Here is a 24,057-nt window from a genome sequence, read left to right as displayed (position 1 = left end):
GACTGAGGATCGTCATGCTGAACAAGGTTGGAATGCGGTGCGCCTTGGCGGCCGCGCTGATGCTGGGAACGGCTTCCGCCGCATCCGCTGCGGATGATGGCGTCTGGTCGGTTGGCAAGGCCACCGGCGAGGTGTGGGTCGCCACCAGCGGCGCTCAGCAAGTGTCCTTGAGTCAGCAGGAGGCGCTCAAGCCCGGCGACACCATTCGTACCGGACGTAATGGCCGCGTCCTGCTCGTCCGCGGCGAGGAGACCATCCTGATCTCTCCCAACTCGGTGGTCGGCTTGCCGACGGAGAAAAAGGACGGTCTCTCGACCACCATCATCCAGCAGGCGGGCTCGATCCTGCTCGAGGTCGAGAAGCGCAACGTCAAGCACTTCGAGGTCGAGACGCCCTATCTCGCCGCCGTGGTCAAGGGCACCCAGTTCAGCGTCACCGTGAATGCGGGCAGCACCAAGGTGGGCGTGCTTCGCGGCCAAGTCGAGGTCTCCGACTTCAAGACGGGGCAGATCGCCCAGGTCCTGCCGGGGCAGGCCGCCACCGTCTTCGAGCATGGCAAGCCCGGCCTCTCTCTGAGCGGCTCCGGCACCTTCAATCCGATCGAGCACGGCAAGCCGCGCGCCTCGAGCATCGAGCGCGTCCCGGTGCCGAAATCAGGTCTGTCGGCCCCGCGCAACGCCGCGAACGGCCATGCGATCCACGCGCTCGGTCCGATCGACAAGGGCGCCAAGGCGGCCGGCGCGCTCAAGCCATCGCAACCGGCGGCCGGAGCTCACGCGTCCAAGGGCGGTGCTGCAAAGCCCGGCGTCGTGCGCATCTCGAGTTCGCTGGGCGAGGTCAAGCTCAACGTCCACAAGGTCACGCACGGGCTCGCCCACGGCGGCGGTGCCCCCGGACAGGTGCGCAACGCGCACGCCAGCACCGAGACGGTCTGGAGCGACTCGAAAGCGAGCACGACGGCATCCAACAGCACCGGCCAGACTGCGGTCACCACGAGCAGCGGCGTGACGGCTGGCAGCACCAGCTCCTCGGCCGCCGGCACGACAATAGCCGCGACGACGGCCGGTGCGTCTAGCGACGGCTCTGGCGGCGGCAGTGGAAATTCCAGTGGCAAGTCCAACCCCGGCAAGGGCAACTCCGGTAACGGCAATTCCGGCAATGGGAATTCCGGCGACGGTAACGGCAACAACGGCGCCACCGGTAACGGTAGGGGCAACAACGGTAACGGCAACGGCAATGGCGGCGGCAACGGCAGCAATGGTAACGGCAACGGCAACGGCGGCGGCAACGGCAGCAATGGCCACGGCAATGCCTTTGGCCACAACAAGCACTGAGGCGATTTCGTAGGGGATGAGGGGGCGTACCTGCAGAAGCAGGTGCGCGGGAGGATCGGAGTGACGCGCTATCGTCCGCATATTCTAGTCGTGACCGCGCTGGCGATCGTGCTGTCCACGGGGTGGCATGGTGCGCTTCGCAACGCGCTGACCGACTTGCGGTTCGCATGGCAATCGCGTGCCGCGAGCGGCAACGTCGTCGTGGTGGCCATCGACGCGCCCTCGATCGACCAGATCGGGGTGTGGCCCTGGCCGCGCCGGCTGCACGCGGAATTGTTGCACAGGTTAGAGGCCGCGGGGGCGCAGGACGTCGCTTTCGACGTCGATTTCAGCTCGCCATCCGATCCCGCCTCCGACGAGGCTTTCGTCAACGCGTTGCGTAAGGCCGGCGGCTCGACCATCCTGCCGTCCTTCAAGCAGCCCGCGCCGAATGGCGGCGCAGCTCACATCAATCGCCCCCTCAAGCCGTTCGGCAACCAGTCGTGGCCGGCGCTGGTCAATGTCGCGATCGAATCCGACGGGCTCGTTCGCCGCTATCCGTTCGGCGAGAAGCTCGGCGATGCCGTGATGCCATCGATGGCCGTCGTGCTGGCCGGGCAGAACGCCAATCGGCGGCCGCCTTTCCTGATCGATTTCAGCATTCGGGCGAACTCGGTTCCGAGTGTCTCATATGTCGACGTGCTCCGCGGCGAAACCGCCGCTCTGGACAAGCTGAGAGACAAGAAGATCATCATTGGAGCGACGGCGCTCGAACTCGGCGACCGCTTCAGCGTTCCGAATGGCCGCATCATCTCCGGACCCATCCTCCAGGCGCTGGCAGCGGAATCGATCCTCCAGAACCGGATGCTGCGCTGGACCTCCGATACCGGGATGTTCCTGGGTCTCGCTGGGATCTGCCTGCTGATGGTGTATTCGTGGCGCCGCTTCGGACCGGGAATTCGCGCCGCAATCCTGATCTCGGCCGGGGCGGTTTTCGAGCTGCTGGCGGTCCTCGTGCAAGCAAGATGGCCCTTCATCATCGACACATCGTTGTTCCACATCGCGATTGTGGCTTATCTGACGGCGATCGCACTCGACGAAATCGATTTCCGCGGTCTCTTGGGGCGCATCGCCGAAAGCCGCTTTCATCGTATCGCGATGTCGCTCGGCGATGGCCTCGTTTGCACCGACGAAGGTCAGCTGATCACCGTGTGGAATCCCGGCGCCAGTGCGATCTTCGGCTATATGCCCGCCGAGATCATCGGCCGCCCGTTCGAAACGCTGTGCGCCGTGTCGGTGGACGGTGACGCGAGGCCGTCCATGCGCGACGCCGCGCGCCAGGCCCTCCTGGTCCCTGGCGGGGCGGTCGTCGTCGAGTTCGAAGGGCGGCGCAAGAACGGTGAAACTTTCCCGGTCGAGGCGAGCTTCTCGGGCTGGCAGGGAACGGACGGCTTCCAGTACGGAGCCATCCTGCGCGATATCTCGGTCCGCAAGCGTGAGGCCGAACGCGTCAGATATCTCGCCGAGTACGACGCACTGACCGGTCTTGCCAACCGCAACACGCTGCATGCAGGGCTGGTCGGCATGATCGCGGATGCGGGGCAGCGCCCTTGCGAGGTCGCGCTGCTCGTGATCGGGCTCGACGGCTTCCAGAGCATCAATGACATGCTGGGTCATTCGGCCGGAGATCTCGTGCTGCAGGCGGTCGCTGGTCGCCTGAGAGCCGAGGCGCGCGGCGCTGTCGTTGCCCGGCTTAGCGGAGACGAATTCGCCATTGTGCGCAAAGGCGCCGATGGCGACCCGCCAATCGCAGAGTTCGCCGAGCGCATCGCGCGCGCCTTCGAAGCGCCGCTTGCGACCGGCACGCGGCAGCATCGCGTCAGAATCAGCATCGGCGTCGCCATCCATCCGGAAGGCGGGCACAACGCCGACGATCTCCTGAGCAATGCCCATCTCGCTCTGAGCAAGGCAAAGCTGACCCGGCGGGGCAGCCATGTGATCTTCGAGAGCGCGATCCGGGAGGAGCTGGAGAACCGGCTGACGCTGGAGAGTGAATTGGCGCTTGCCGCCGATCGCGGCGAGTTCGAGCTGTTCTACCAGCCCCAGGTTCGCCTGGTCGACGCCAGCCTGGTCGGGGCCGAAGCGCTGATCCGCTGGCGGCATCCCGTGCGCGGCTACGTTTCGCCAGGAGAGTTCATGCCGGTGGTCAATAGCTCGGCCCTGTCCGAGCGGATCGGAAACTGGGTGATGGAGAACGCCTGCCGGCAGGCACGCGCCTGGGAATTGTCCGGCGACAGAGTGCGCGTCGCGATCAATTTGTCGCCCTCGCAGTTGCAGTCCGGCGATCTGGCGCATTCGGTTGCGGGGATGCTCGAAGCGACGGGGCTCACACCGTCGCTGCTCGAGCTCGAGGTTACCGAGGACATCCTGCTTCATGATGAAGCGCGCGTGCTCGACATGTTCAAACGCATCCAGCAGCTCGGCGTCCGCGTCCTGTTCGACGATTTCGGCACCGGCTATGCAAGCCTGAGCTATTTGAAGAAGTTTCCGCTCGACGGGCTCAAGATCGACCGGTCGTTCGTGTTCGGTCTGCTCGCGGACTCCGACGATGCCGCGATCGTCGGGTCGACCATCGGCCTCAGCAAACAGCTCGGATTGACAGTCGTGGCCGAAGGCATCGAGAACCGCGCGACGGCCGATTTCCTGGTGAGCATGGGATGCGAGGAAGGTCAGGGTTATTTCTTCGGCCGTCCGATGCCGGCGGAAGCATTCGAGCGGCAATTCCTCGCAGCCGAGTGCGCCGCCGTCAGTGCCGCCTGAACACTTGAGCTTCGATGCAGGTTCCCGCGACATCGCTCAAGTCGCAGGACGGCCGCTGACGGAAAAACCGGAAAGCTGATCGATCTTCCATATCTGGCCTATCGGCGAAGTGTCGGCCCCTCCCAAGAGGTCCGCTTATCAGGGCATGACGGACCAGAGTTGCTGACGTTGAGATCTTGGCATTGTGACCACAAGCGGTCGTCGCGATGACCAGGAGCTGTTCTTACCGACAGCGCACAGCATCCCCGAAGCGGATCTACTGCTACGAGGAGCGCTGATGACGAATCGGGGAGCGCGAGCTGGGCACCTGGATGATGCACTGATTTACGCGGAATAATTCGGAAGAGTCGCCGCAGACGTCGCGACGACTCTTCGTGGCCACAGCACATCAGGACGACTTGGCCTTTTCACGGGCTGCTTCGACTGCATCGATCCCGGTCTGCCTGATCCGATCCAGAGCCTCGCCGCCGGTATCGGAAACCTCTGCCAACAGTGTGTCGGAGTTTTCGCGCAGCGCCTGCGAGACGGCACCAACACGGCTGTTCAGGTCGGCCTTCATAGCATCGCTGGTCTCTCCGACATACTCATTCTCGATGTCGGTTGCTCTAAATGCCCCTGCGACTGCAGCGCCGATGGCCAAGCCGACGACGCCAAGCACCAGCGGTTGCTTTTCGAGCATATCAGACAACGACGACTTTGCTTTTGAGACGGCTTCGCCGCCCGGAACCTGGTCGCCTACTTTGGCGAAGCCGTCCCGCACCATCTCTACGCCGCTCTCAAACTGGGCCCTCATCTTGTCGGCGGTGTCCGACAGAACGCTGGATGCGGCGCCCTTGGCTGACCGCAACGTATCGTCGCCATCGAGTGACCCTACGTGATCCATTTCGGGCGCCGTGGGAGGCGCCGCAGTGCGCTGGAGCGCCGATGCCGTAGTCCGCATTGTGCTCACTCCGCTATCGACCACACCGGACGCGGCAGCCGCCGTGGACCGAGCCGCGCCCTTGATCCTGTCGTCACCAGCCATAAGCCACAGCGCGCCGCCTCCAATAAGGACGGCGGCGAGGGGATTTTCCTTGGCCGCTGCGACCAGACTATCGAAAAAGCCAGTTTGCGTGCTGCTCATCGGACCATTCCCTTCACAGTGTCCTTGTCCTTTTCCAGCTGCCGGATGGTCTCCCGCGGCGCAAGATTACGGGCATCCAGCCGGTTGATGCCGACCGCAAACAGCACGCCCGCAATGGCGCCAGCGACAATCGCGGATGTCAGGTAGGAAAGCGATTGAGACCATCCCGCGGAGATCAACGCCGCGGACAGCGCCAACAGCGCCATCACAAGGGCGGGGATCACCAGGAGAGCGCCACCGGCAAGGAGGCCTGCTGCTCCCGTTATCTTCTGCGCTCTGTCGCTGAGTTCAGCCTTGGCCAAGTCGATCTCGTTCTGGAACAGCTTGGCGAACTGGCCCATCGCTTCGGCTACCAGCGTGGAGATGGTCCGAAGATCGTTCTGGCTTGTCTCGATATCATGCTGAATGGTCATGACACGCTGCCGCCTTTGAAGGACGTCGTTCGCTGCGGATTGTTGCCGGGCGCCGATGAGCCCTGCATTGATGCGTGACCGGCCTTGGCGGAAGACGTGGTTCCGCGCCATTCGTCGCCCTGCGTCGAGGACGTTCCACTGTTCGTTCCAGGTCGCGATGAAGGCGAGTCACCGCCGGAGGCCTTCAAGAAGCGGACGGCGGCAAAACCGGCGAGCACCGAGACGCCAAGGAAAGCAGCTGGCTGACGCTTCGCGAAATCGGTTGCGCCATCGAGGAGATCGCGTAAGCTGCCGTTGCGGATCTTCTCGGCGGTATCTTCAACATAGTCCGCGGCGGAGTTGATGCCGCGGGCGGCAAAAGGCACATCGCTCTCGAAGGCGCGAGCCGCTTCCCGAACATTGCCGGCAAGTCGCTCAATGAACTCGGCTCCAGACCGCTGCTGCTCGCGTGCCTGGCCGCGAATCTGGTCCATCGTCCCCGAAGCGAGGTCCTTGGCCGCATCCCCGGCTTCCTTGAACTTGTCCTGGGCGACGTCAGCGGTTGCCCGGAAGGCCTCGTCGGCCCGCTGCTTCACAGTCGCGCCAGCCTCCGCCATTTGGTCCTTCAGGTTCTTGGGAGATCCCGCGTTCCGATCTTCATTTGAATTCGTGTTTCTGCTCAGGTCTAGATCGCTCATGGTGCGTTCCTTCAGGTATTGGAATTGCGGGAGGGATTGAAAGCGGCTCCGACGACGTCGTCGGCGGCTGTCTTGAGGGAGTCAGCGAGGTTCTGAGTCAGGCGGCTGGCATGCTCACCGAGGCCGGCCTCAGCGACCCTGCTTGTTGCCGCGTCGGCTGCCGACATTGCGGCATCTTTTGCCGCGTCAAATCCCGATTGAGCCGCCTCGGCAGCGGCCCGCTTCACGCCGTCGCTCGTCTGGCCCATTGCCTTGGCTTCAACCTTGGTTTCCGGAAGAGCGGCTGCGACGATGGCTCCGATCGCCACGCCAAGGCCGGCGATCAGCGCAGCATTATCGCTGATAATCGCGCGAGCTTGTTGGGGCGCTCTGCCGGCCGCGTCCTTCGCTGCGGAGGCACCGTCCTTCGCCGCATCCACCCCGCTCTTGAGCTTCTCGCCAATCGTGTCGGCGGCCTGGGTAGCCCGTGCGCGCAAATCCGCCGCGAGACCGGCAGTCGAATCTTGCGCGATATCGGCCATGCTGGCGGCCTGATTACTGGCGGAAGATAGTTGATCCCTGAGATCGCCTTGCATGGCGCGCGCTCGGCCCGCCATGTCCTCGAAAACCTCGCCCGCCTTGTCCATCGCAGGGCCGGAAACCTCGGAGGCGCGGTCTCGCACGGTTTTCGAGGTGAGCGCCAAGCCGGCACCGATCATCAAAAGCGGCAAGGGGACACCGCGCGCCAAGCGCAGAAGTGGAATCGCCACGGCCGTCCCGGCGGCCACTGCCTGCATAGGGTTATCCATGAGCTGCTGTTTCAGTCCGTCGACCCAGCTCTTTGTCGTATGGGTGACGTAGTCGGATACTTCCGACTTGATATGCTGCGGCGAGACCTTGTGGCGGATGTCCTCGGCCGTCTCGGAGACCTGCTCTTTCAGCCGGTCGACCGTAGCGGCCAACTGAGCGCGACTTCGCTCGGACTCACGTCTTAATTCCTCCACGGACCGCGTCATCGCATCACCCTCTCTCGCTTTTCGGATTTCTTGCAATCCAACTCACGGTTTTTTGAATTGTTCCTATTGCGCGCTACAGCGGTGCATTCCATTCACAGAGCGCACTTGGCCTGGGCGAGCGCGATCTGATCTTCGCAAGCGAGACTGCAATACAACTCTGGAGGTGTCTGTGGCAGCTCAGACGGGAGTAGATATCAGCCTACCGGGCGCAGACGACCGCATGGTCTGTTTTTCTGTAGGCCCGGGCGTTGACCTTCATGGGGAGAGGTCCGGGTCCGTCGTGTGCACCGCTACTGCACGCCTTTATTGTCATCGGCAGCTCAATTCTGGTGCCGATTAGGATCGAAATGGCGGAGCTACGATTGAGGCCTAACTGGGCTGAGCGCCAAGAACAAACCAGCTAAACGACAGCGGATCTCGGATCAGCAGGAGTGGCGCACATGAGCGCTAGACGATCGCCAGCAGCATACTAGCCAGTCGTACTGGCCGGATCGGCGGCAGCAATCCGCAGTCCCGCCCTGTTTGGAGCATCCGCAATTGCCTCGCGAGAAGGAGGTCATCACCGAACTCCGCGGTGGCCAAGGAGTTGCGGCATAAGCTCAATTAGCTGTCCCCTGACGCGAGTGAAAGCCGATCGAGGAACGAAGAGCACAACGGTGCGTTCGGCACCTTTCGGGCTAATCGATGCTCACAGCCGGAGTGGACTGCATCCGTCCTCTCACGGGAAGGCTTGAGCTGCTTTTGGCCCTTGCCGAAGGTCAATTGAATGCGTGTGCTTTTGATCCGAAGCCGTCCGTCTCTACTAAACTGATGGTATGGACGAGATTTTCACAAACAACCGATCGGCGCGACAATGTAAGATGAAATCAGTCGGGGGAGGTCTCGCTTATTGCGTGATCCCAATCGCTGCAGGTCCGCTGCTCTCTGCGGCGACTCTGTTGCCGGTAAACCGGACATCAGGCGGCAGCCGCTTCCTGAGCACATGCGTTAGCGCCGACGCGCGACCGCGACGCCGAACAGGAAAGCAACGAACAGGCTGGCGAGCGGCGCTTCGCGCGTGATCGCGGCGACGGTCGCGAGGGGCCGGCCGGGCTTTCGCGCTTCGTCGATTGCGGAGGTTATGCGGTCGACAGCAGCATGAAGGCCACCTGCGATCTCGCCGACTGTGTGGGATACGTCCGTCGCTGCATCGATGGCGCGCTCGGCCATGCCGGGATGCGAGGTGGGTTGCGGGATCTCCGTGCTCAAGTGCGCGACCTCCGGGCTGATCGTGTGACGGAGGCCGATACCTTTGGCTATCCGCGCGAGCGCTCGTTCTGAACAGCGGGTCGCTTGACCTTTGGCTATCCGCGACAGGCGCCGTGGTTTTTACGGCGGGTACCGGCCTTGAATGAGCAATTCGGCGCGCGGGCTTTTGTTCCGAGATGATGCGCCCCTGCGCGGACCGCCCCCCGTGAAACGACGGATGCGAATCTCTGTTAGGCTGGCTCAATCTTGCTGATCTCAGGAGACAGCTGTGACCGACCCGACCACGACGGATCGAGCCCGGCGTATCGCCTTGCTCGGCGCTCCCATCGACATGGGGGCTTCGCAGCGCGGTACCCTGATGGGCCCTGCGGCGCTCCGCACCGCCGGCCTTGCGACACTGCTCGAGAGCCTGGATTTCGAGATCGTCGATTATGGCGATCTCTCGGTGGCCGAGCTCCGGGACCTCGCCGACAGGCCCCCAGACAAGGCCAATCACTACCGCGAAATTCAGCGCTGGACGCGCGTCCTGAGCCGCAGAGGCTACGAGATCGCAAAAACCGGCGCGCTGCCGATTTTTCTCGGCGGCGATCACACGCTGTCGATGGGATCGGTGAATGCCATGGCGCGTCACTGGCAGGAGCGCGGACGCGAGCTGTTCGTGCTCTGGCTCGATGCACATGCCGACTACAACACGCCGGAGACGACGATCACGGCCAACATGCACGGCATGTCGGCGGCATTCCTGTGCGGCGAACCCGGCCTCGACGGATTGCTCGGCGATGATCCCCGTGCCCCGATCGGTCCCGATCGGCTTGACCTGTTCGGCGCGCGCTCAATCGATAAGCTCGAAAAGGAGTTGATGCGCACGCGCCGGATCAGGGTTGTCGACATGCGCCAGATCGATGAGTTCGGCGTCGCCGTGCTGATCCGCCGCGTCATCGAGCGCGTCAGGGCCAGCAACGGCGTGCTGCATGTCAGCTTCGATGTCGATTTTCTCGACCCCTGCGTGGCACCCGGAGTGGGCACGACGGTGCCGGGCGGCGCGACCTATCGTGAGGCGCATCTGATCATGGAGCTTCTGCACGATTCCGGCGTGGTCGGATCAGTCGACATCGTCGAGCTCAATCCGTTTCTCGACGAGCGTGGCCGCACCGCGCGCACCGCGGTCGAACTGATCGGCAGCCTGTTCGGCCAGCAGATCGCCGACCGGCCGACCCCGAGCAATGCGATCGCGCCGGGCGAGTGACGGACGAGCCGTTTGTGCATTGCGAAGAAGAGAACTGCCGTCGCCGCCACCGGATTTAGATCAGTCCAGATGGAAATCGCCTGTTTTTGAAACAGGTGCGAATTGCAAATGCTCGTCGCAGAATGTTTCATGCGGGTCGCGCTTCAGCCGAGGATCCGCAAATGAGCCGCACGTTCGATGCCGACGACAAACCCGCGGGGACGACTCGCCGCCGCTTTCTGCGCGGCGGTGCTGCGGTGGCGGGTGGTACCGTCCTGGGCGCCCGCGCATCGGTTGCCGCCGAGACCGACAACCTTCCACCCAACATTCCCGAATGGATGAAGGCGCCCGGCGAACCGATGGGAAGCCAGCCCTACGGCGCGCCGTCACCGTTCGAAAAGGGCGTCGTCAAGAACATCTCGAAGACGCTCAAGCAGTACATCTCGGCCTCCAGCCGGACGCCATTGCAGGAGCTCGATGGCATCATCACGCCGAACGGACTGTTCTACGAGCGTCATCATGGTGGCGTTCCGACCATCGATCCGGCCCAGCACCGGTTGATGCTGCACGGGCTGGTCGAGCGCCCGCTGATTTTTACAATGGACGATCTCAGGCGTTTCCCGTCGGAATCGCGCGTCCACTTTCTCGAATGCTCCGGCAATCCCGGCTACAGCAAGCCTTACGGCAAGACCGCGTCGGACCTTGTAGGTCTGGTGAGTTGTGCAGAATGGACTGGCGTCAGCCTCAAGCTGGTGCTCCAGGAGGCCGGGTTGAAGCCGGAAGCCAAATGGGTCGTCGCCGAGGGGGCCGACGCGGCTGCGCTGACCCGCAGCATCCCGATCGAGAAATGCCTCGAGGACGCCATGCTGGTCTACAGCCAGAACGGGGAGCGGCTGCGCCCGCAGCAGGGCTATCCACTGCGGCTGTTCCTGCCGGGCTTCGAGGGCAACATGAGCGTGAAATGGCTGCGCCGCCTGCATGTGACGGCTGAGCCAGTTTACTCGCGCGAGGAGACCTCGAAATACACCGACCTGCTGCCGGACGGCACCGCGCGTGAATTTTCGTTCTACATGGAGGCGAAGTCGATCATCACCCGGCCTTCGGGCGGCCAGCGTCTGAACGGGCCCGGCTTCCACGAGATCACCGGTATAGCCTGGAGCGGGCATGGCAAGATCGCGCGCGTCGAGATGTCCGTCGACGAGGGAAAGAGTTGGCAAAGCACGCAATTGCAGGAGCCGGTGCTGACGCGTGCGTTGACACGCTTTCGCCTGCCCTGGCAGTGGGACGGCAGGCCTGCCGTGATCCAGAGTCGTGCCATCGATGAGACCGGCTATGTGCAGCCGACGCTCTCCGAGCTGCTCGCGGTGCGCGGCGAGAACTATTTCTACCACAACAACGCGATCTGGCCCTGGCGCATCGCGGCTGACGGCGAGGTGACCAATGCGCTGGCGTGAGACTTGCGGCATTGCTGTCGTCATCGTGCTGTGTGCGTTCGCGAGTGGCGCGCAGGCGCAAGCCCCGTACGGCCTCGGACGGCCCGCGACGGCTGCGGAGATTGCGGGCTGGAATATCGATATCGGACGCGACGGCAGCAATCTGCCGAAGGGAAGCGGCTCGGTGAGCCAAGGGCGCGAGGTGTTCGCCCAGCAATGTGCATCATGCCATGGCGACAAAGGCGAGGGCGGGCTCGGTGACCGGCTCGTCGGTGGGCAGGGCACGATCGCAACGCCAAGGCCGATCCGCACGGTCGGCAGCTATTGGCCGTATGCGCCGACGCTGTTCGACTACATCCGCCGCGCGATGCCGCAGAACGCGCCGCAATCGTTGAGCGATGAAGAGGTTTATGCGGTGTCCGCCTACATCCTGAACCTGAATGGACTGGTCGGAGCGGATGCGACGCTCGATGCCAAATCGCTTGCAGCGGTCAAGATGCCGAACCGCGACCGGTTCGTCGGCGACGCGCGGCCGGATGTGAAACACTGAGCGCCTTGGGGCGACCAGGTTCCCGTATCCGCTTGGAACTTGCCTTGGCCAAGGGCGGAACTCGCAGGACGCGATTGCATTAACCTGTGAGAGGAAAAGCCTATGGATTCCACGATGGCAACGGATCGCTTCGCAAACTCCATGTCCTCAGCGCTTCGCCATCCCGGCGTTATCGCGTTGATTGTGGCCGCGTTGACGATTGCTGCGATGCTCATCGTCGATCACGGACCATGGAATCGGGCCAAAACGCAGCCCGCCCATGTTGCGATGTACGCAACCACGGGTGAAGCCGCGCGGGCCGCAGGTGCCAAAATTCTCCCGACCGAACCGCACTCCCCGATCGAGCCGGAGCGGCCGGGGCCGAAGACGTCCCCAACCGTCAATCCAGTGACGCCGTAACACGCTCTAGCCCTTGCGGCCGTAGTTGAGCAATCCGCCGGTGGTCTTCGGCGGATGCGCGCGCAGGGCTTCCTCGTTCGGATCGGTGCCCCAGCCGGGCCGGTCCGGAATGACCAGATGGCCGTTCTGAATGTCGGGCTCATGCGTGAACAGTTCGCGGTCCCACGCCAGGCGATCGATGTCGATCTCCATGATGCGCAGGTTCGGCACGGCGGCGCAGAAATGCGCGTTCATCATCGAACAGAGATGGCCGTAGAAATTGTGCGGGGCAACGTTGACTTCGAACGCTTCCGCGGCGGCTGCGATCTTCATCGACTGCCAGACGCCGTTCCAGGGCGTGTCGATGATCGCGACGTCCATGGCCTGCTCGCGAAAATAGGGCAGGAATTCCCGCAAGCCCAATAGCGTCTCGCAGGACGAGATCGGATGCGGGCTTTGCCTGCGGATGTAACCGAGCGCTTCCGGATTGAAACTGTCGATCTCGATCCAGAACATGTCGAGGTCCGCGATGGTGCGCAGGATCTCCAGATAGCCCTCCGTCTTGGCGTTGAAGTTGCAGTCAAGCAAGATGTCGACGTCGGGGCCTGCACCGTCCCGGATCGCTTCCAGATGCATGCGCAGATCGCGCAGGATTTTGCGATCGACGTTGATCTCGGGAGCGAAGGGCGAGCCGAAGCCCGGTCGCCAACCGGTCGGTTTGCCGTCATCATAGGAGAAGATGTTGGTTTTGAGCGCGGTGAACTTCTTCTCGCGGACCTCGCGTCCGATTGCCTTGACGCCGTCGAGGTTCTCGATCGGCTGCTTGTACCAGGACGGGTGATTGATCCGCCACGTTGCGCAATGCGACCAATAGACCCTGACATGGTCGCGGATCTTGCCGCCGAGCAGTTCGTAGCAGGGCACACCAAGACATTTCGCCTTGGCATCGAGCAGCGCATTCTCGATCGCCCCGAGCGCCTGCGCCACCACGCCGCCGGCGGCGGGACGCGTGGCCGCGAACAGTTCGGCGTAGATGCGCTCGTGCCGGAAAACGTTCTGCCCGACGACGCGGGCAGACAGGCGCTGGATCGCAGCACCGACGCCGGGCGAGCCGAAGCCCTCGTCGAACTCGCTCCAGCCGACGATGCCGTCCTCGGTCGTCAGCTTGACGAAGTGGTAGTTTCTCCAGCCGGCGTCGCAGGCGAGAATTTCGAGACTTGTTGCTTTCGACGATTTGGTCATGTCGCTCCCTGTTGCCCGGCTGGGCTTTTTTCTTTGGCGGGCGCAAGCCCGGGTCCAGCCACGATTGTTAGGCTAACGGCCTTGCGCAGTGAAGCCTGGCGAGGTGTGCAGGGAAGCCCCTTCCGAACGTTCTATTGGAAAACGCGGGGAATCCGGTGGGGACAGCCATGATCTTGCCCGGGATCGTCCTGAAAAGGCGCCATGCTCTGACGTTTTTGGCCACAATCGGGATCGATCTTCCGGCCATGAGATTTCTGGCTGTGATTACGATCCTGGCGCTGCTCACGATGAGTGGAGCCGCCATTTCCGATCAGTTTCTGACGGCCGATCAGCACGTCGCGCACGGGGTGGAATAGCGCGGCGGCGTATACGTTTTTGTCGTGGGGGAGACAGCGATGCTTTCGATCGACCAATTCCTGCGCTTCATCAGCGTGCCGGCTGTGTTTGCGGCCTTCATCATCGCCTCGCAGATCTCGGCAGTCTTGTCGCAAGGCTAGTCAAAGGCTAGTCAGCCCATCAATGACGAGCCGAGCAGGGCGAGCACAGCCAGCGCCATCAACGCGGTGCCGAGCCAGCCCAGCGCGACGAGCCATGACCGGCCCTTGAAGCGGCCCATGATCGCCTTGCTCGAGACGATCAGCATCATCATGGCCATGATCGGAACGGCGACGATGCCGTTGAGCACGGCGCTCCAGACCAGCATGTGGATCGAGTCGATGCCGGTGAACCCGAGACCGAAGCCGATGATGGTGGCGGCGGCGATGATGGTGTAGAAGCCGACCGCCTCGTCGGGCTTCGCCTCCAGCGTCGCGCGCCAGCCGAAGATCTCCGCCACGCCGTAAGCGGCCGAACCCGCCAGCACCGGAATTGCGAGCAGGCCGGTGCCGATGATGCCGATCGCGAACAGGGCGAAGGTGAAGTCGCCGGCGAGCGGCCGCAGCGCCTCGGCGGCCTCCGTCGCCGAGTTGATGTTGGTGACGCCATTCGCGTGCAGCACCGAGGCGGTGGTGAGGATGATGAAGAAGGCGATGCCGTTGGAGAGCAGCATGCCGGAGAGGGTGTCGGCCCGGATGCGCGCCAGCTCGAGACTGCCGCCGCGCTTCAGCTCGCGCAGCGGCTTGTCGCGCTTGCCCTGGTTCATCTCCTCGACCTCCTGCGAGGCCTGCCAGAAGAACAAATACGGGCTGATCGTGGTGCCGAGCACGGCGACGACCATCATGAAATAGTCGGCGCTGACATTCGTCTTCGGCCACACCGCCGCGAGCAGCGCCGTGCTCCACGGAATCTTCACGGTGAAGGCGGTCGCGACATAGGCGAACAGCGCCAAGGTGAGGAATTTCAGCACCGGCGAATAGCGCCGATAGGGCAGGAACACCTGCAGCAGGGTCGAGCCCGCCGCGAAGATCAGCGCGTGCTCGTGGTTGAGGCCGCCGATCACCAGCGAGAGCGCCTCCGCCATCGCGGCGATGTCGGCGGCAATGTTGAAGGTGTTGGCGGCGACCAGCATGGCGACGAGCGACAGCACCGCCCAGCGCGGCGCGATCTGCATGACGTTGGCGGCCAGCCCCTTGCCGGTGACGCGGCCGATCCGGGCGCTGACGAGCTGGATGGCGATCATGAACGGCGTGGTCAGAAATACCGTCCAGAGCAGTCCGTAACCGAATTGCGCGCCGGCCTGCGAATAGGTGGCGATGCCGGACGGATCGTCGTCGGCGGCCCCGGTGACGAGACCCGGCCCCAGCCTCTGCAACAGCGACGGTGCGGATTTCGTGGGGCTGACGGCATCGTCGGTCATGGCAGGAGGGGTCTCGGTCGGGGCGCGTCCTTCACAAATGCTAATGAGGGAACAAGGTTCCCGGGCTGCGGGTAAGGCGCGCCTCGTTGATTTCTGATAAAGCTAATTTCGTTTGACTCGTCGGGCAAAACACCTGTATAAGTGCATCATCGGAGAATACCTGGTGCAGCGTTTGCACGCATTCCGAGCGCGACCGGACTGCGATGGCCCGGCGTTCGCGCAGTGCGCAACCCGCGCAGGGACACCGGCGAGATGTTTATCTCCTGAGCGCGTGCGGTCGGGACTATTTGATGCTGACGAACATGCCCCAGGCGCCGGCCAGCGCGGCGCCGGCAAAGACGATCAGCGGGTTGTTGCAGAACGCACTGCCATAGGTGCACATGGTGACGCCGAACGAGCCGATCTCGTGATGGCTCGCGGAGTAGAACAGTCCCGACAGTACCAGCAGCGCGGCGGCGACGTAATACATCGATGATCTCTCCGGCCCTTTCCCGATTGCGTTGGTCGCAGGGGACATTGTCCAGCATGGCGCGAACCAATTGCATCCTGGCGAACCCGCCCTGCTGCATTTGAACTAAAGTCGACCAATCCAGGGAGATGCTGTCCCAGCGGGCCGCAATCTGGACGTGTGATCGGGGCCAGAACATCTGCGCGGGAACTGTTGGACGCGCTCTCCATTAACGAACACGAACAGTCCAATCGAGGGGAGGGGCCCATGGGCACCGAGCGGATGCACCCTCCGCGCTACTGGCGGATGCGGGCGGAAGAATTTCGCACCAAGGCGGACAATTGCGAGTACCCCGAGACGCGGGACGTGCTGCGCAAGGTGGCGCAAAACTACGACGAACTGGCCCGCCGCGCAGCGCGCATCTGCACCGTCGAGAGCCTGGACGAACTGCGGGGGGGGCGCCAACAGCAAGCCGGTTTGATCGTTCAGGGCAAACCCGCTTGATGGTTCAGGACGAAGCCGATGATCCGCGGGCGCGATCATGGGGCGTCTAGGCCCTCGCTTCCATCAGAAGCGCCACCCGCGTGATAGGAACGAATGTCCACTTTGGCACTTTGGAACTCAATCCTCCAACGAGGGATGAGATGAGCAGTGAACAGCAAGCAGGCCCGGCAACGCGGCCGGATCAATATTACGAGCCGGGGCCGGCGTGCCCCAAATGCGAGAGGGGCACGCGCTGCCTGACCTCGATCTTCGACGTGAGGCGCGAACGCTCGGTCCTGATCTATCGGTGCGATTCGTGCCGCGAGGACGTCTGGATCTGAGCGAGGCACGTCCTCGGGGTCGGCCCGCTTGCGGGATGGCGCGCTGTAGATCTCATGGAAACAACGCATAAGAATGTCGGACAGGAACTTTGCCTGTTTCGCTCGCTTGTCGCCTGCATCGATCACGCAAGGCGAGACAGCTTCCGACCATGCAATCACGCTACCCGTTGTTGAAGAAGTGGACAGCGGAAGAGCACGAGCGGCTGAAGGCGTTGGCCGAAGCCGGTTGGCGGCCGGACGAGATCGCGGGCGAACTTGGTCGCAGTGAAGCCGCGGTGAGGGTGCGCGCGTGGCAGCACGGCATCGCGCTGCGCCTCGTCACGCAGAAGCGCGGACCCTGAAGACCGGCTGGGTCGAAGGCGGGCATCCCGGCCTGTGTTCACTTATGAACGGTCCGCAATCGTCTCTCGACGTACTCTGCGAATGGGCAGCAACACGGGAGCTTGTCATGCTCACCCGCGAGGACTTCGAGACGGATCTCGACCGGCAGAAAATGCACCAGCTCGATGCAAGCCAAACGACACGACAATTGCTGCGCCGTTCGCGGGAGCAGATCGCGGCATCGATCTCACTGCTTCAGCAGCAAGTTCCGAAAATCTGGCACCCTGAACCTCCAGAACGATAGAAACCTCTTCCGCCGTTCCCGCGTTTGCGCGCATGGATCAAGACACCAGGCAGCGGCCGATTTGTGCTGCGTGCAACAAACCCATGACATTCATCGACGCGGTGAGTTCACCGGACGGCGCGATGGCCATCTTTCGGTGCTCCCAGTGCAACAAGCTGTTCTGGGAGACGCCCGGGCGAGACCAAAGCCAAAGCCAAAGCCAAAGCCAAAGCCGAAACTAAGGCGTCGAAAAGAAACGGCCCCAGCCCGGGGGGCGAGCTGAGGCCGTGGGGGGCGCCGGTCGTGCATCCGGACCGACGCGCGAATAACTTTTTGATCCCAGAAGCTGTTCCTATTTCAGGCGAGCGTGGACATCGCGCGACGCGACGAAACACGCCTGAAACAGTGCTGAAACCCGATTGTCTCGAACGCCCCGCCCGTTGCGCCCGACCAACCTAGCGAAAAGGAGATCATCATGATCCAGGTTGGCTCGAAGGAAGAAGTCGCGTTTTTGCTCGCTCTGTTCGGCACCCACACCCAGCCGGTGAAGCGGCCGGCGAAATCGCGGCAGGCGTGAGGCGCTGATCCATGCCAGGCTTGGCCGAATGCCAGAGCCTCTTGCGGCTTCTGATCGCAAGGGGCGACCCGAAGGCCATCCCGCTCGCGACAGGCGCCATCGATCAATATCTGAACACGGCGCCGGTGTGCATGCGCGGCCGTGGCCTGCGCGTGCTCCAGCGCGACGCGCTCGACCAGCATGGCACTGCGGTCGGCGTGCAGCGCTCGTTCGCCGAAACGGTGGATGCCTACATCGTCGGGAAGCTTGCGGAGGAGTGAGGGGGCCGAATGTCGTTTCGCCCTGTCGCTTTCGGCTTCCTGAAGAGGCACGAACGCGGCAGCAGGGAACCGCGAAGTTCCCGGAACCCATTGATCCCCCATAGATTTTTTCGCGGCTTCCGGAAACCTTTGTCCGCTTCGGACCTATTAGGGCAAAGGATGCTGCAATGCCCCGATATTATTTCGATCTGCGCGACGACACTGGTGTAGCGCTCGACGAGGAAGGCTTGGAGCTGGCCAGCTGGCGCGCCGTTCAGGCGGAGGCCGCCAAGTCGGTCGCGGACATGGCGCGCGATGCCATCCTCTCCGCGCCTGCCGCGGGCGGCAGGCAGACGATGGCGATCGACGTTCGCGATGCCAGGGGTCCCGTGATGCAGGTCAAGTTCTCGTTCGCGATCGAGACCTTCAGGACGCCTGCGGCATCACGCGATCATTGACGCGTGAGAACGCCGGGCGGGGATTGCTCGGGCTCGAGCACGGCGATCTTGCGGCCGAGCTGCCAGACCTCGACCTTGCCGTGCCGCGTGAACTGCTGCGCGAAGGTGAGGGCGATCGCATCCGACGCGGCCTCGAACGCTTCGGCGGAGCGGAAGACGCCGTTGTCGCCGACCAGGTAAGCGCGATATTGCTGGGTCATGTCGGCGGCCTCAGCCCTGGCGATTGCAGCCAGGCGGCAATATGCATGGCGGTCTCGTCCTGCCGCGCCTGGCGCAGCAGCATCTCGCGGCGGCGCCCCGGCGCGAGCGTGCGCGCCTCCTCGCGCAGCCGCGCGGCCTCCGCGGCGAGCCGTTCGTCGAGTGTCTTGGTCTGCTTGAAACGTCGACGCTTCTGCATGCACGTCTCCCTCGTTCTTATGGTGCGGGAGCAATTTCGGCGGTCTCATCACCGGGTCGATGCCAACTGCCTTGCGGTGATGGATCAATCCTCGCGCTTCTGGTGGCGAGAGGAAATATCATATGATATGTTGGCGGATTTAATTGCGCGAGCAAATTCAGCGACTTGAGCGCGTTACTCATCTTGAGTGCTTGTGAGCAATGTGCACTTTTGGACAGAGGCGAGCTCAGCTCGCGCGGGACGGGACGCGCCGGATGATCAGCGCGGGATGTGTGGTCTCTGCGCGGGCTCGAGCGCTGCCCAGCTCAACGCAGCAAAGCCGATGACATCATCACGCGCGAGAAGATTTCAGAACAACGTGCGTGTGGCCCGCCACCCAACGCGGGCGAGAGGATATTGACAGTGTTCGCGTTTTGTTCTAGGAAATTAAAAATTCAACCTGTGGGCGAATGACAAAAGTGTATCTGATCTCGTTCCCAAAATTTGTGCGGGGTAGCCGATGAGCAATTCACTGCTCGCTTTGGTCCTGTTGGACACGCCGGCAACGCCGGACATGTCGGCGCTTGCGAAGGCCCTCCGCACTCGACATCCTGAACTGGCAACTGAGGTTGCAGAGAATGGAGACGCGCAACAGGCTCAGGCAAACTCGCCGCTCATTCGCTGTGGCAACGAGCTTGTTGCCGTCATGTCGATGCCGGCGCCCATTCCTGACGATCCCGGCTTGTGGTCGCGCGCCTCCACGACATGGCCGCAGGCTGAGGCGGCCGCGGCGCGACATCGAGGGCATCTGATCGTCTCTGTGCTTGGCCAGAATCAGCGTCCGTTGCGCGCCGCTCGTCTCACGACTGCCGCTATCGGCGCATTGATCGCGACGGTGCCGGAATGTTGCGCCGTTGTATGGAATGGCAAGGTCGCACGATCCGCCGATCTATGGTTGGACATGTCCAGCCGATCGTTTGCGCCGTATCCAGACTATCCTTCCTCACTGTGGGTGGACATATTGCCGTTCCGATCTGACACGGCCATCGGAGCGGTAACGATGGGGCTGTCAGCATTCGCTGAGCGTGAAATCGAGTTCGAGACCCACAAGCTGACACTTCCAACGCTGATCAATAAGGTGGACGGCCTTGCCGTCTATCTGGTTGAGCACGGGCTTGTGGTCAAAGACGGCGATACGTTTGGTCGCGACTCGCGCGAGCGCTTCTCGGCTCGTTATCAGGCCTCCGATCGATTCGAAGGCTTGCCCGTTCTTTTCTGTGCCGATGGCTCGGCATAATCAGCGTTAACCCAGCTCGCCCGATCTTACGGCTGTAGCAGTGGTGAACGCATCTTCCTTCTCGATGCCGCGCGCAACAATCTTCAAGCTTTCATCCGGCAGCGGCCGTTGCAGTGCTTTGGCTTCATCCCACGGCGCCCTCAGCCAAATCTCTCGCTCTTCCGCTGTAGTCAGGATCACCGGCATTGCCTTCGGATGGATTGGCTCCACGACCGCATTCGGCGTCGTGGTAAGAAAACCGTACACCTGATGCGGTCCGGGGATCGGCTTCGACTTGGTGCCGCGATCACCATTGAAAGTCGTCCAGATCCCGGCGAACGCGAACAGCGGCCGGGCGTCCGCGAGCGCAAACCACACGATGTCTTTCTTCTTCGTCTCCGGGTTGGGCTCCGGCGCGTATTCGGCAAAGCTGTTGAGTGGCACGAGGCAGCGGTGCTCCGGCTTGAGCCACGCGCGCCAGTGCGGCAACGAGGTGTTGCGAATGTTCGTGACGGGCGGGCCGCCGGTACGCGGAGGGGGCGGCATGCCCCAGCGCATCAGCACCATCTCTCGCTCGCCGCCCGCATCGCGAATGATTGGCGCGGGGTAATCCGGAAACACACCCGGCATTGGCGCCAAATTGCCTTCATAGCGGCGGACGACCCGGAAGAGGTCGGCTATCGCGGCTTGGTTGGTGGTGATCGAATAGAGATTGCACATATGTTCGATGATCCTTAGCGCTCGCCGGGCCACCAGTAAGATGCCGGATTATCCGCCGAGATTTTCGTTGGTCTTAATGCAACGAGTGCGCTTCGCTTATACGGATAGCGCCGCACTTCCGAACAGTTCTTGCATCGCATGTAGCGCTCAAGTTCATGCACCGGCGTCGTCTTGGCACGACGGACGACATCGAGTGCCACGGTTTGGTTGGTGTCGCATCCAAGGCATCGCACTTCGAGGTATAGGAAGCCGGCGTTGATGGCATCTCCGATCGTCGGCGATGGCTGCGCCGGGCCCTTATAGCCAAGCATCCGATAGTTCCAGGCCGCGCAAGCCAGTTTGTCGGCCTCCTTGCGCGCCTCCTTGGCGCGCTCGGCCGACATCTTGATTTGAGTGCCGTAGAGATGTTGGCGGGACTTGGTGGTCATGCCGCGATCAAAGCCATGTGCCGGCCAAGCTGACAAATTATCGATAGGTGGTAGGCGAGAAGCGCAACGGGCTACTTCCTGTCGTGGCTGTGGAAAACCAAAGGGCTTTCATATGCTGACCAACTGGCGGCCCGTCCCCTTGCAATCGACGCAGGCCAGTTCGCCTCCGACCATCTCTGGAGGAAACAGGCAGCGTCCGCTCCCGTCGCATTCCAGGCAGACGATCTGGCCGGCGCCGCATTCGAGCTCCTCAACCTCGGTCTCGAATTCAGTGTTACAATTGTGCGCGCAATAGACCAGCATGCTGGCGACTGGAGCCGGGCCATCCGCAATTGCTGAACCGCCTTCGTCATCCGCTGAATCGTAAGACGCCAATGCTCCGATCAATTCGGACCTGTCCTCGACCTTCATGTTCACCTCAGTCGTCTCCATCATCTTCATCCAGACGATCAGGCACAAACTTGGGTGGCATGGCTGGGATGTTGAATTCATCGCTTGGATTGCAGACGGGGCAGGGCTCTCCGCGCCGCACTCGCAGGCGCGAGGGCCGAAAGCGGGGCGGTTCGGATGATTTTCGCAGACCCAACGGTAGTTGTCGCAAACAGCGCAAAACTTCACCTAAAGGTCCTCCCGCAAGCCTTTGAAGAATGGATGCCGGACTTTCCCCTCCGCCGACTTCGCGCGATACTCGATTTCCGCAAGCAGCTTTGGCTCGACCCAGATACCCTTGTGCGCGATTCGCTTGGCGTAAGGCTGCGTCTTGCGAATGAGCGGCTTCAATCGTTTTTGCAGTTCTGCGGCAGACGTTTTGTCGAATCCGTGGTCAACCTTGCCCGCATAAATAAGATCATCTCCCTTGTGGCGCCCGAGATAGATGCCGTCCCATTTGCCTTCGTCGAGTGCGAAGCCGGCGATGGTTAGCGTCTCTCGCTGCGCGCAAGTTGTCTTGACCCAGTTGTTGCCGCGGCCGCTGTTGTAGGTGCTGTCGCGAACCTTTGAGACGACGCCCTCCAGCCCTACCTTGCAGGCGTGCGCGAACATCTCGCGGCCTTCGATCTCGAAGCTCTCACTGAACTGCACGTCGGTGCCGGAAATGATCTTCTTCAGCTCGGCCTTGCGCTGAAACAGCGGCAGGCCGCGCAGGTCTCGTCCATTAAGATAAAGCAGATCGAATGCGACGAGCACGATCTTGGTTGATGTGCCCTTCAGCTCGTTTTGAAGGACGGAAAAATCGGTGCTGCCATCGGCCGCGGGGACCACAACCTCGCCATCGATGACCGCCGATCCCGCCTTGATGTGCCAGGCATCGTCGGCGACTTTCTTGAAGCGCTTGGTCCAGTCGAAGCCGCGACGGGTGTAGACGGTGACGACTTCGTTCGCCAAATGAACCTGGACCCGGTAGCCGTCGAACTTGATTTCGTGAATCCACCGCGCTCCGGATGGCACGCGGTCCACCCACGATGCCAAGGCCGGTTTGATGAAGCCGGGGAAGGGCGCTTTCACCCGATTATCCCCTGCCTACGCTGACGCTGCAACGCCACTGACAAACTCCACGCAACGAACACCTTGATTCGAATCTTCACGGCCGGATTCGTTCCGTTGATCGGCGCGGACGGACGGATCTAAGGAACCATTTGAATCCTCTTGCGTTTCACAGACGCAAGGAGAGCAACATGGCTAAAGCGAAGAAGCAGACAACTCGCGGTCGCAAGCAAGACCGCGCGCGCGTAGCGGGCGGACAGAAATACGAAGTCGGCTACGAAGCGAAGGAGACGGGCCGCTCGGCCTCTGCCGTGAAGAAAGCGGTCAAGAAGGTGGGCAGCAGCCGGATAAAGGTAGAGCGTAAGCTGGGCCGCTGATAATTTTTACCTAAAGGTTCGTGGCTAGCCGGTCGCGTGAGCGACCGGTTTTCTTGCGCCCGTGGCCTGCCGCGAGCAGCTGGTCCAGGACCGCTTGTGACCCTGAGCAGACCTTTGTTGGGTGCTGTCTGGTTAGAATAAAGCAGCGATAAATTAGGACACTTGGCCCGATACAGATACCACGTGCTCAATCAGAGGAGGAGCGTCATGTGGTTGCTTGTGGCTTTCATGGTCGTGGTCGTTAGCGGGCTAAACTTCATCATCGAAAAATCGTCCATGACTAAAATGATGAAAGCGGCCACTCGCTTGGCGGTCCTCGCCGCGGCGCTGGCAACCACCTTCTATTTGATCGCCTAGCCGACGAGCCGCCTGAACCTATGTCATGTCGGTCAGCATGGGAAAAACCGTGCGGAGTCCTCCATTAGCTCAGAGTGTCGCGAGGTCTGCTTCCTGAAGTTCACCGGAACAGGGCATGCAAGCTTTCCCAGGCAGCCTTTGACCCTTAGCGGAAATTAACGTTGTGCGGTCAAGATGCCGAACATGCATTCCGAATGGCGTCGTCAGCTGCCCTATTTGGTTCACACCAACAGAGAACTCGGCCTAATGCTGAGCGGGGCGAAGCCGCTTGCATATTTCTCGTATATCGTCGGTCATGAACCGGATGTCTGTATTCGGTATTGGCGGATGTTCGACAGACACGTTGATGCGGGTCGCTTGATAAGGCGCGCAGTGATTGGACCGTGTCCCGAACTGCCGCAGCTCGAATATCAGATGCTGTTCTACACTTTACTCGGCCATGAGTGGCGGGTCGATGCCATGCTCGCGCTTCTGAACGAACCCGGAGCCTGGTCGGACGACCGCGAACGGCGCTTTGGCGAGTTGCTTGGCTACGAAGCGTGGCAGAATGAGTATTGGGTAACCCACCGCCGTTCGCCTGCGGAGCCTTAGTCTGCTGTTGACCGATTTTGTTGCAAAAGTTGGCTGCAATGGATTTGGCCGCTGGGCCTTTTGTTGAGCCGCGCTTTGAAGCGCTGGC

The 24,057-nt window shown here is 62.2% G+C and carries 31 protein-coding genes; 17 read left to right on the top strand and 14 right to left on the bottom strand.

Translation table 11 applies throughout. The annotated features are described in order from the left end of the window. Nucleotides 1–14: 14 nt before the first annotated feature. Nucleotides 15–1,334 (top strand): FecR domain-containing protein, encoded by a 1,320-nt coding sequence (locus AC0L3B_RS33445; RefSeq protein ID WP_204511909.1) that lies wholly within the window; start codon nucleotides 15–17, stop codon nucleotides 1,332–1,334. Between the two features lie 60 nt (nucleotides 1,335–1,394). Continuing rightward, a complete protein-coding gene (locus AC0L3B_RS33440; RefSeq protein WP_473351835.1) occupies nucleotides 1,395–4,133 on the top strand; it encodes an EAL domain-containing protein in 2,739 nt (912 codons plus the stop codon). Nucleotides 4,134–4,521: 388 nt separating this feature from the next. On the opposite strand, the gene AC0L3B_RS33435 is transcribed toward AC0L3B_RS33440, so the two are convergent. From AC0L3B_RS33435 to AC0L3B_RS33415, 5 genes are all read right to left on the bottom strand, one after another. Continuing rightward, nucleotides 4,522–5,256, bottom strand: a complete 735-nt coding sequence (locus tag AC0L3B_RS33435; protein ID WP_085350642.1) for a hypothetical protein — start codon at nucleotides 5,254–5,256, stop codon at nucleotides 4,522–4,524. Next, entirely contained in the window at nucleotides 5,253–5,669 is a 417-nt protein-coding gene (locus tag AC0L3B_RS33430) for a phage holin family protein (RefSeq protein ID WP_085350643.1), read from the bottom strand. The genes AC0L3B_RS33435 and AC0L3B_RS33430 overlap by 4 nt, the downstream gene beginning before the upstream one ends. After that, nucleotides 5,666–6,265, bottom strand: coding sequence for a hypothetical protein (locus AC0L3B_RS33425; protein WP_473381766.1), 600 nt, complete (start codon nucleotides 6,263–6,265; stop codon nucleotides 5,666–5,668). Before AC0L3B_RS33425 ends, AC0L3B_RS33430 begins: the two co-directional genes overlap by 4 nt. Nucleotides 6,266–6,357: 92 nt before the next feature. Next, nucleotides 6,358–7,341: a DUF3618 domain-containing protein gene (locus tag AC0L3B_RS33420; protein WP_473351834.1), complete on the bottom strand. Its 984-nt coding sequence runs from the start codon at nucleotides 7,339–7,341 to the stop codon at nucleotides 6,358–6,360. Between the two features lie 987 nt (nucleotides 7,342–8,328). After that, entirely contained in the window at nucleotides 8,329–8,589 is a 261-nt protein-coding gene (locus AC0L3B_RS33415; protein ID WP_204511906.1) for a hypothetical protein, read from the bottom strand. Nucleotides 8,590–8,857: 268 nt separating this feature from the next. On the opposite strand from AC0L3B_RS33415, the gene rocF reads away from it, so the two are divergent. The 4 genes from rocF (at nucleotide 8,858) to AC0L3B_RS33395 (ending at nucleotide 12,196) form a co-directional block, all read left to right on the top strand. Next, nucleotides 8,858–9,835, top strand: a complete 978-nt coding sequence (rocF, locus tag AC0L3B_RS33410; RefSeq protein WP_204511905.1) for an arginase — start codon at nucleotides 8,858–8,860, stop codon at nucleotides 9,833–9,835. A 161-nt stretch (nucleotides 9,836–9,996) separates the two neighbouring features. Continuing rightward, nucleotides 9,997–11,268 carry a sulfite dehydrogenase gene (gene soxC, locus AC0L3B_RS33405; RefSeq protein ID WP_204511904.1) on the top strand — a complete coding sequence of 424 codons (1,272 nt, stop codon included), beginning with the start codon at nucleotides 9,997–9,999 and terminating at the stop codon, nucleotides 11,266–11,268. Continuing rightward, on the top strand, nucleotides 11,255–11,797 hold the full coding sequence (locus AC0L3B_RS33400) for a c-type cytochrome (RefSeq protein ID WP_204511903.1): 543 nt from the start codon (nucleotides 11,255–11,257) through the stop codon (nucleotides 11,795–11,797). The genes soxC and AC0L3B_RS33400 overlap by 14 nt, the downstream gene beginning before the upstream one ends. Nucleotides 11,798–11,899: 102 nt before the next feature. Then, nucleotides 11,900–12,196, top strand: a complete 297-nt coding sequence (locus tag AC0L3B_RS33395) for a hypothetical protein (RefSeq protein WP_018454872.1) — start codon at nucleotides 11,900–11,902, stop codon at nucleotides 12,194–12,196. 6 nt (nucleotides 12,197–12,202) lie between these two features. Here the strand turns inward: AC0L3B_RS33395 and AC0L3B_RS33390 are convergent, their stop codons facing one another. Continuing rightward, nucleotides 12,203–13,417: a mandelate racemase/muconate lactonizing enzyme family protein gene (locus AC0L3B_RS33390; RefSeq protein ID WP_204511902.1), complete on the bottom strand. Its 1,215-nt coding sequence runs from the start codon at nucleotides 13,415–13,417 to the stop codon at nucleotides 12,203–12,205. Nucleotides 13,418–13,584: 167 nt separating this feature from the next. On the opposite strand from AC0L3B_RS33390, the gene AC0L3B_RS33385 reads away from it, so the two are divergent. Further along, nucleotides 13,585–13,773 carry a hypothetical protein gene (locus AC0L3B_RS33385; RefSeq protein WP_247296981.1) on the top strand — a complete coding sequence of 63 codons (189 nt, stop codon included), beginning with the start codon at nucleotides 13,585–13,587 and terminating at the stop codon, nucleotides 13,771–13,773. Between the two features lie 152 nt (nucleotides 13,774–13,925). On the opposite strand, the gene AC0L3B_RS33380 is transcribed toward AC0L3B_RS33385, so the two are convergent. Beyond that, nucleotides 13,926–15,212 (bottom strand): NRAMP family divalent metal transporter, encoded by a 1,287-nt coding sequence (locus AC0L3B_RS33380; RefSeq protein ID WP_094183309.1) that lies wholly within the window; start codon nucleotides 15,210–15,212, stop codon nucleotides 13,926–13,928. 283 nt (nucleotides 15,213–15,495) lie between these two features. Beyond that, the gene (locus AC0L3B_RS33375; RefSeq protein ID WP_018454867.1) at nucleotides 15,496–15,681 is read right to left on the bottom strand and encodes a hypothetical protein; all 186 of its coding nucleotides are present in this window, start codon (nucleotides 15,679–15,681) and stop codon (nucleotides 15,496–15,498) included. A gap of 246 nt (nucleotides 15,682–15,927) precedes the next feature. Between AC0L3B_RS33375 and AC0L3B_RS33370 the strand changes: the two genes are divergently transcribed. The 6 genes from AC0L3B_RS33370 (at nucleotide 15,928) to AC0L3B_RS33345 (ending at nucleotide 18,362) form a co-directional block, all read left to right on the top strand. Further along, complete coding sequence (locus AC0L3B_RS33370; RefSeq protein ID WP_204511901.1) at nucleotides 15,928–16,164, top strand: hypothetical protein; 237 nt, start codon at nucleotides 15,928–15,930, stop codon at nucleotides 16,162–16,164. 140 nt (nucleotides 16,165–16,304) lie between these two features. After that, nucleotides 16,305–16,484 (top strand): hypothetical protein, encoded by a 180-nt coding sequence (locus AC0L3B_RS33365; RefSeq protein ID WP_085350653.1) that lies wholly within the window; start codon nucleotides 16,305–16,307, stop codon nucleotides 16,482–16,484. A gap of 149 nt (nucleotides 16,485–16,633) precedes the next feature. Continuing rightward, a complete protein-coding gene (locus tag AC0L3B_RS33360; protein WP_027519295.1) occupies nucleotides 16,634–16,825 on the top strand; it encodes a hypothetical protein in 192 nt (63 codons plus the stop codon). A gap of 107 nt (nucleotides 16,826–16,932) precedes the next feature. Continuing rightward, nucleotides 16,933–17,109 carry a hypothetical protein gene (locus AC0L3B_RS33355; RefSeq protein WP_166517529.1) on the top strand — a complete coding sequence of 59 codons (177 nt, stop codon included), beginning with the start codon at nucleotides 16,933–16,935 and terminating at the stop codon, nucleotides 17,107–17,109. 567 nt (nucleotides 17,110–17,676) lie between these two features. Then, nucleotides 17,677–17,925, top strand: a complete 249-nt coding sequence (locus AC0L3B_RS33350) for a hypothetical protein (protein WP_085350655.1) — start codon at nucleotides 17,677–17,679, stop codon at nucleotides 17,923–17,925. 167 nt (nucleotides 17,926–18,092) lie between these two features. Continuing rightward, on the top strand, nucleotides 18,093–18,362 hold the full coding sequence (locus AC0L3B_RS33345; RefSeq protein ID WP_085361079.1) for a DUF6894 family protein: 270 nt from the start codon (nucleotides 18,093–18,095) through the stop codon (nucleotides 18,360–18,362). Here the strand turns inward: AC0L3B_RS33345 and AC0L3B_RS33340 are convergent. Together AC0L3B_RS33340 and AC0L3B_RS33335 are read right to left on the bottom strand one after the other, a co-directional pair. Next, nucleotides 18,356–18,562 (bottom strand): hypothetical protein, encoded by a 207-nt coding sequence (locus tag AC0L3B_RS33340; protein ID WP_456653755.1) that lies wholly within the window; start codon nucleotides 18,560–18,562, stop codon nucleotides 18,356–18,358. The genes AC0L3B_RS33345 and AC0L3B_RS33340 overlap by 7 nt on opposite strands. Next, the gene (locus tag AC0L3B_RS33335) at nucleotides 18,559–18,759 is read right to left on the bottom strand and encodes a hypothetical protein (protein WP_204511899.1); all 201 of its coding nucleotides are present in this window, start codon (nucleotides 18,757–18,759) and stop codon (nucleotides 18,559–18,561) included. Before AC0L3B_RS33335 ends, AC0L3B_RS33340 begins: the two co-directional genes overlap by 4 nt. 499 nt (nucleotides 18,760–19,258) lie before the next feature. Here AC0L3B_RS33335 and AC0L3B_RS33330 point away from each other — a divergent pair, with 499 nt between their 5' ends. After that, complete coding sequence (locus AC0L3B_RS33330) at nucleotides 19,259–20,035, top strand: DUF4261 domain-containing protein (RefSeq protein ID WP_473381765.1); 777 nt, start codon at nucleotides 19,259–19,261, stop codon at nucleotides 20,033–20,035. A 6-nt stretch (nucleotides 20,036–20,041) separates the two neighbouring features. On the opposite strand, the gene AC0L3B_RS33325 is transcribed toward AC0L3B_RS33330, so the two are convergent. From AC0L3B_RS33325 to ligD, 4 genes are all read right to left on the bottom strand, one after another. Next, nucleotides 20,042–20,734: an SOS response-associated peptidase gene (locus AC0L3B_RS33325; RefSeq protein WP_473381764.1), complete on the bottom strand. Its 693-nt coding sequence runs from the start codon at nucleotides 20,732–20,734 to the stop codon at nucleotides 20,042–20,044. Between the two features lie 14 nt (nucleotides 20,735–20,748). Further along, complete coding sequence (locus AC0L3B_RS33320) at nucleotides 20,749–21,162, bottom strand: hypothetical protein (RefSeq protein WP_377829709.1); 414 nt, start codon at nucleotides 21,160–21,162, stop codon at nucleotides 20,749–20,751. Nucleotides 21,163–21,270: 108 nt separating this feature from the next. Continuing rightward, a complete protein-coding gene (locus AC0L3B_RS33315) occupies nucleotides 21,271–21,597 on the bottom strand; it encodes a hypothetical protein (RefSeq protein ID WP_368507489.1) in 327 nt (108 codons plus the stop codon). Nucleotides 21,598–21,780: 183 nt separating this feature from the next. Beyond that, nucleotides 21,781–22,665: a non-homologous end-joining DNA ligase gene (gene ligD, locus AC0L3B_RS33310; protein WP_473381763.1), complete on the bottom strand. Its 885-nt coding sequence runs from the start codon at nucleotides 22,663–22,665 to the stop codon at nucleotides 21,781–21,783. A 170-nt stretch (nucleotides 22,666–22,835) separates the two neighbouring features. Here ligD and AC0L3B_RS33305 point away from each other — a divergent pair, with 170 nt between their 5' ends. The 3 genes from AC0L3B_RS33305 (at nucleotide 22,836) to AC0L3B_RS33295 (ending at nucleotide 23,969) form a co-directional block, all read left to right on the top strand. Further along, on the top strand, nucleotides 22,836–23,021 hold the full coding sequence (locus tag AC0L3B_RS33305) for a DUF3606 domain-containing protein (protein ID WP_368507490.1): 186 nt from the start codon (nucleotides 22,836–22,838) through the stop codon (nucleotides 23,019–23,021). 207 nt (nucleotides 23,022–23,228) lie between these two features. After that, nucleotides 23,229–23,378, top strand: a complete 150-nt coding sequence (locus AC0L3B_RS33300) for a hypothetical protein (protein ID WP_247395406.1) — start codon at nucleotides 23,229–23,231, stop codon at nucleotides 23,376–23,378. Between the two features lie 183 nt (nucleotides 23,379–23,561). Then, a complete protein-coding gene (locus tag AC0L3B_RS33295) occupies nucleotides 23,562–23,969 on the top strand; it encodes a hypothetical protein (RefSeq protein ID WP_368507491.1) in 408 nt (135 codons plus the stop codon). Nucleotides 23,970–24,057 lie beyond the last annotated feature (88 nt).

Source organism: Bradyrhizobium sp. Kon56 (genome assembly GCF_055807635.1).
This window is presented reverse-complemented; position numbering and strand designations above follow the sequence as displayed.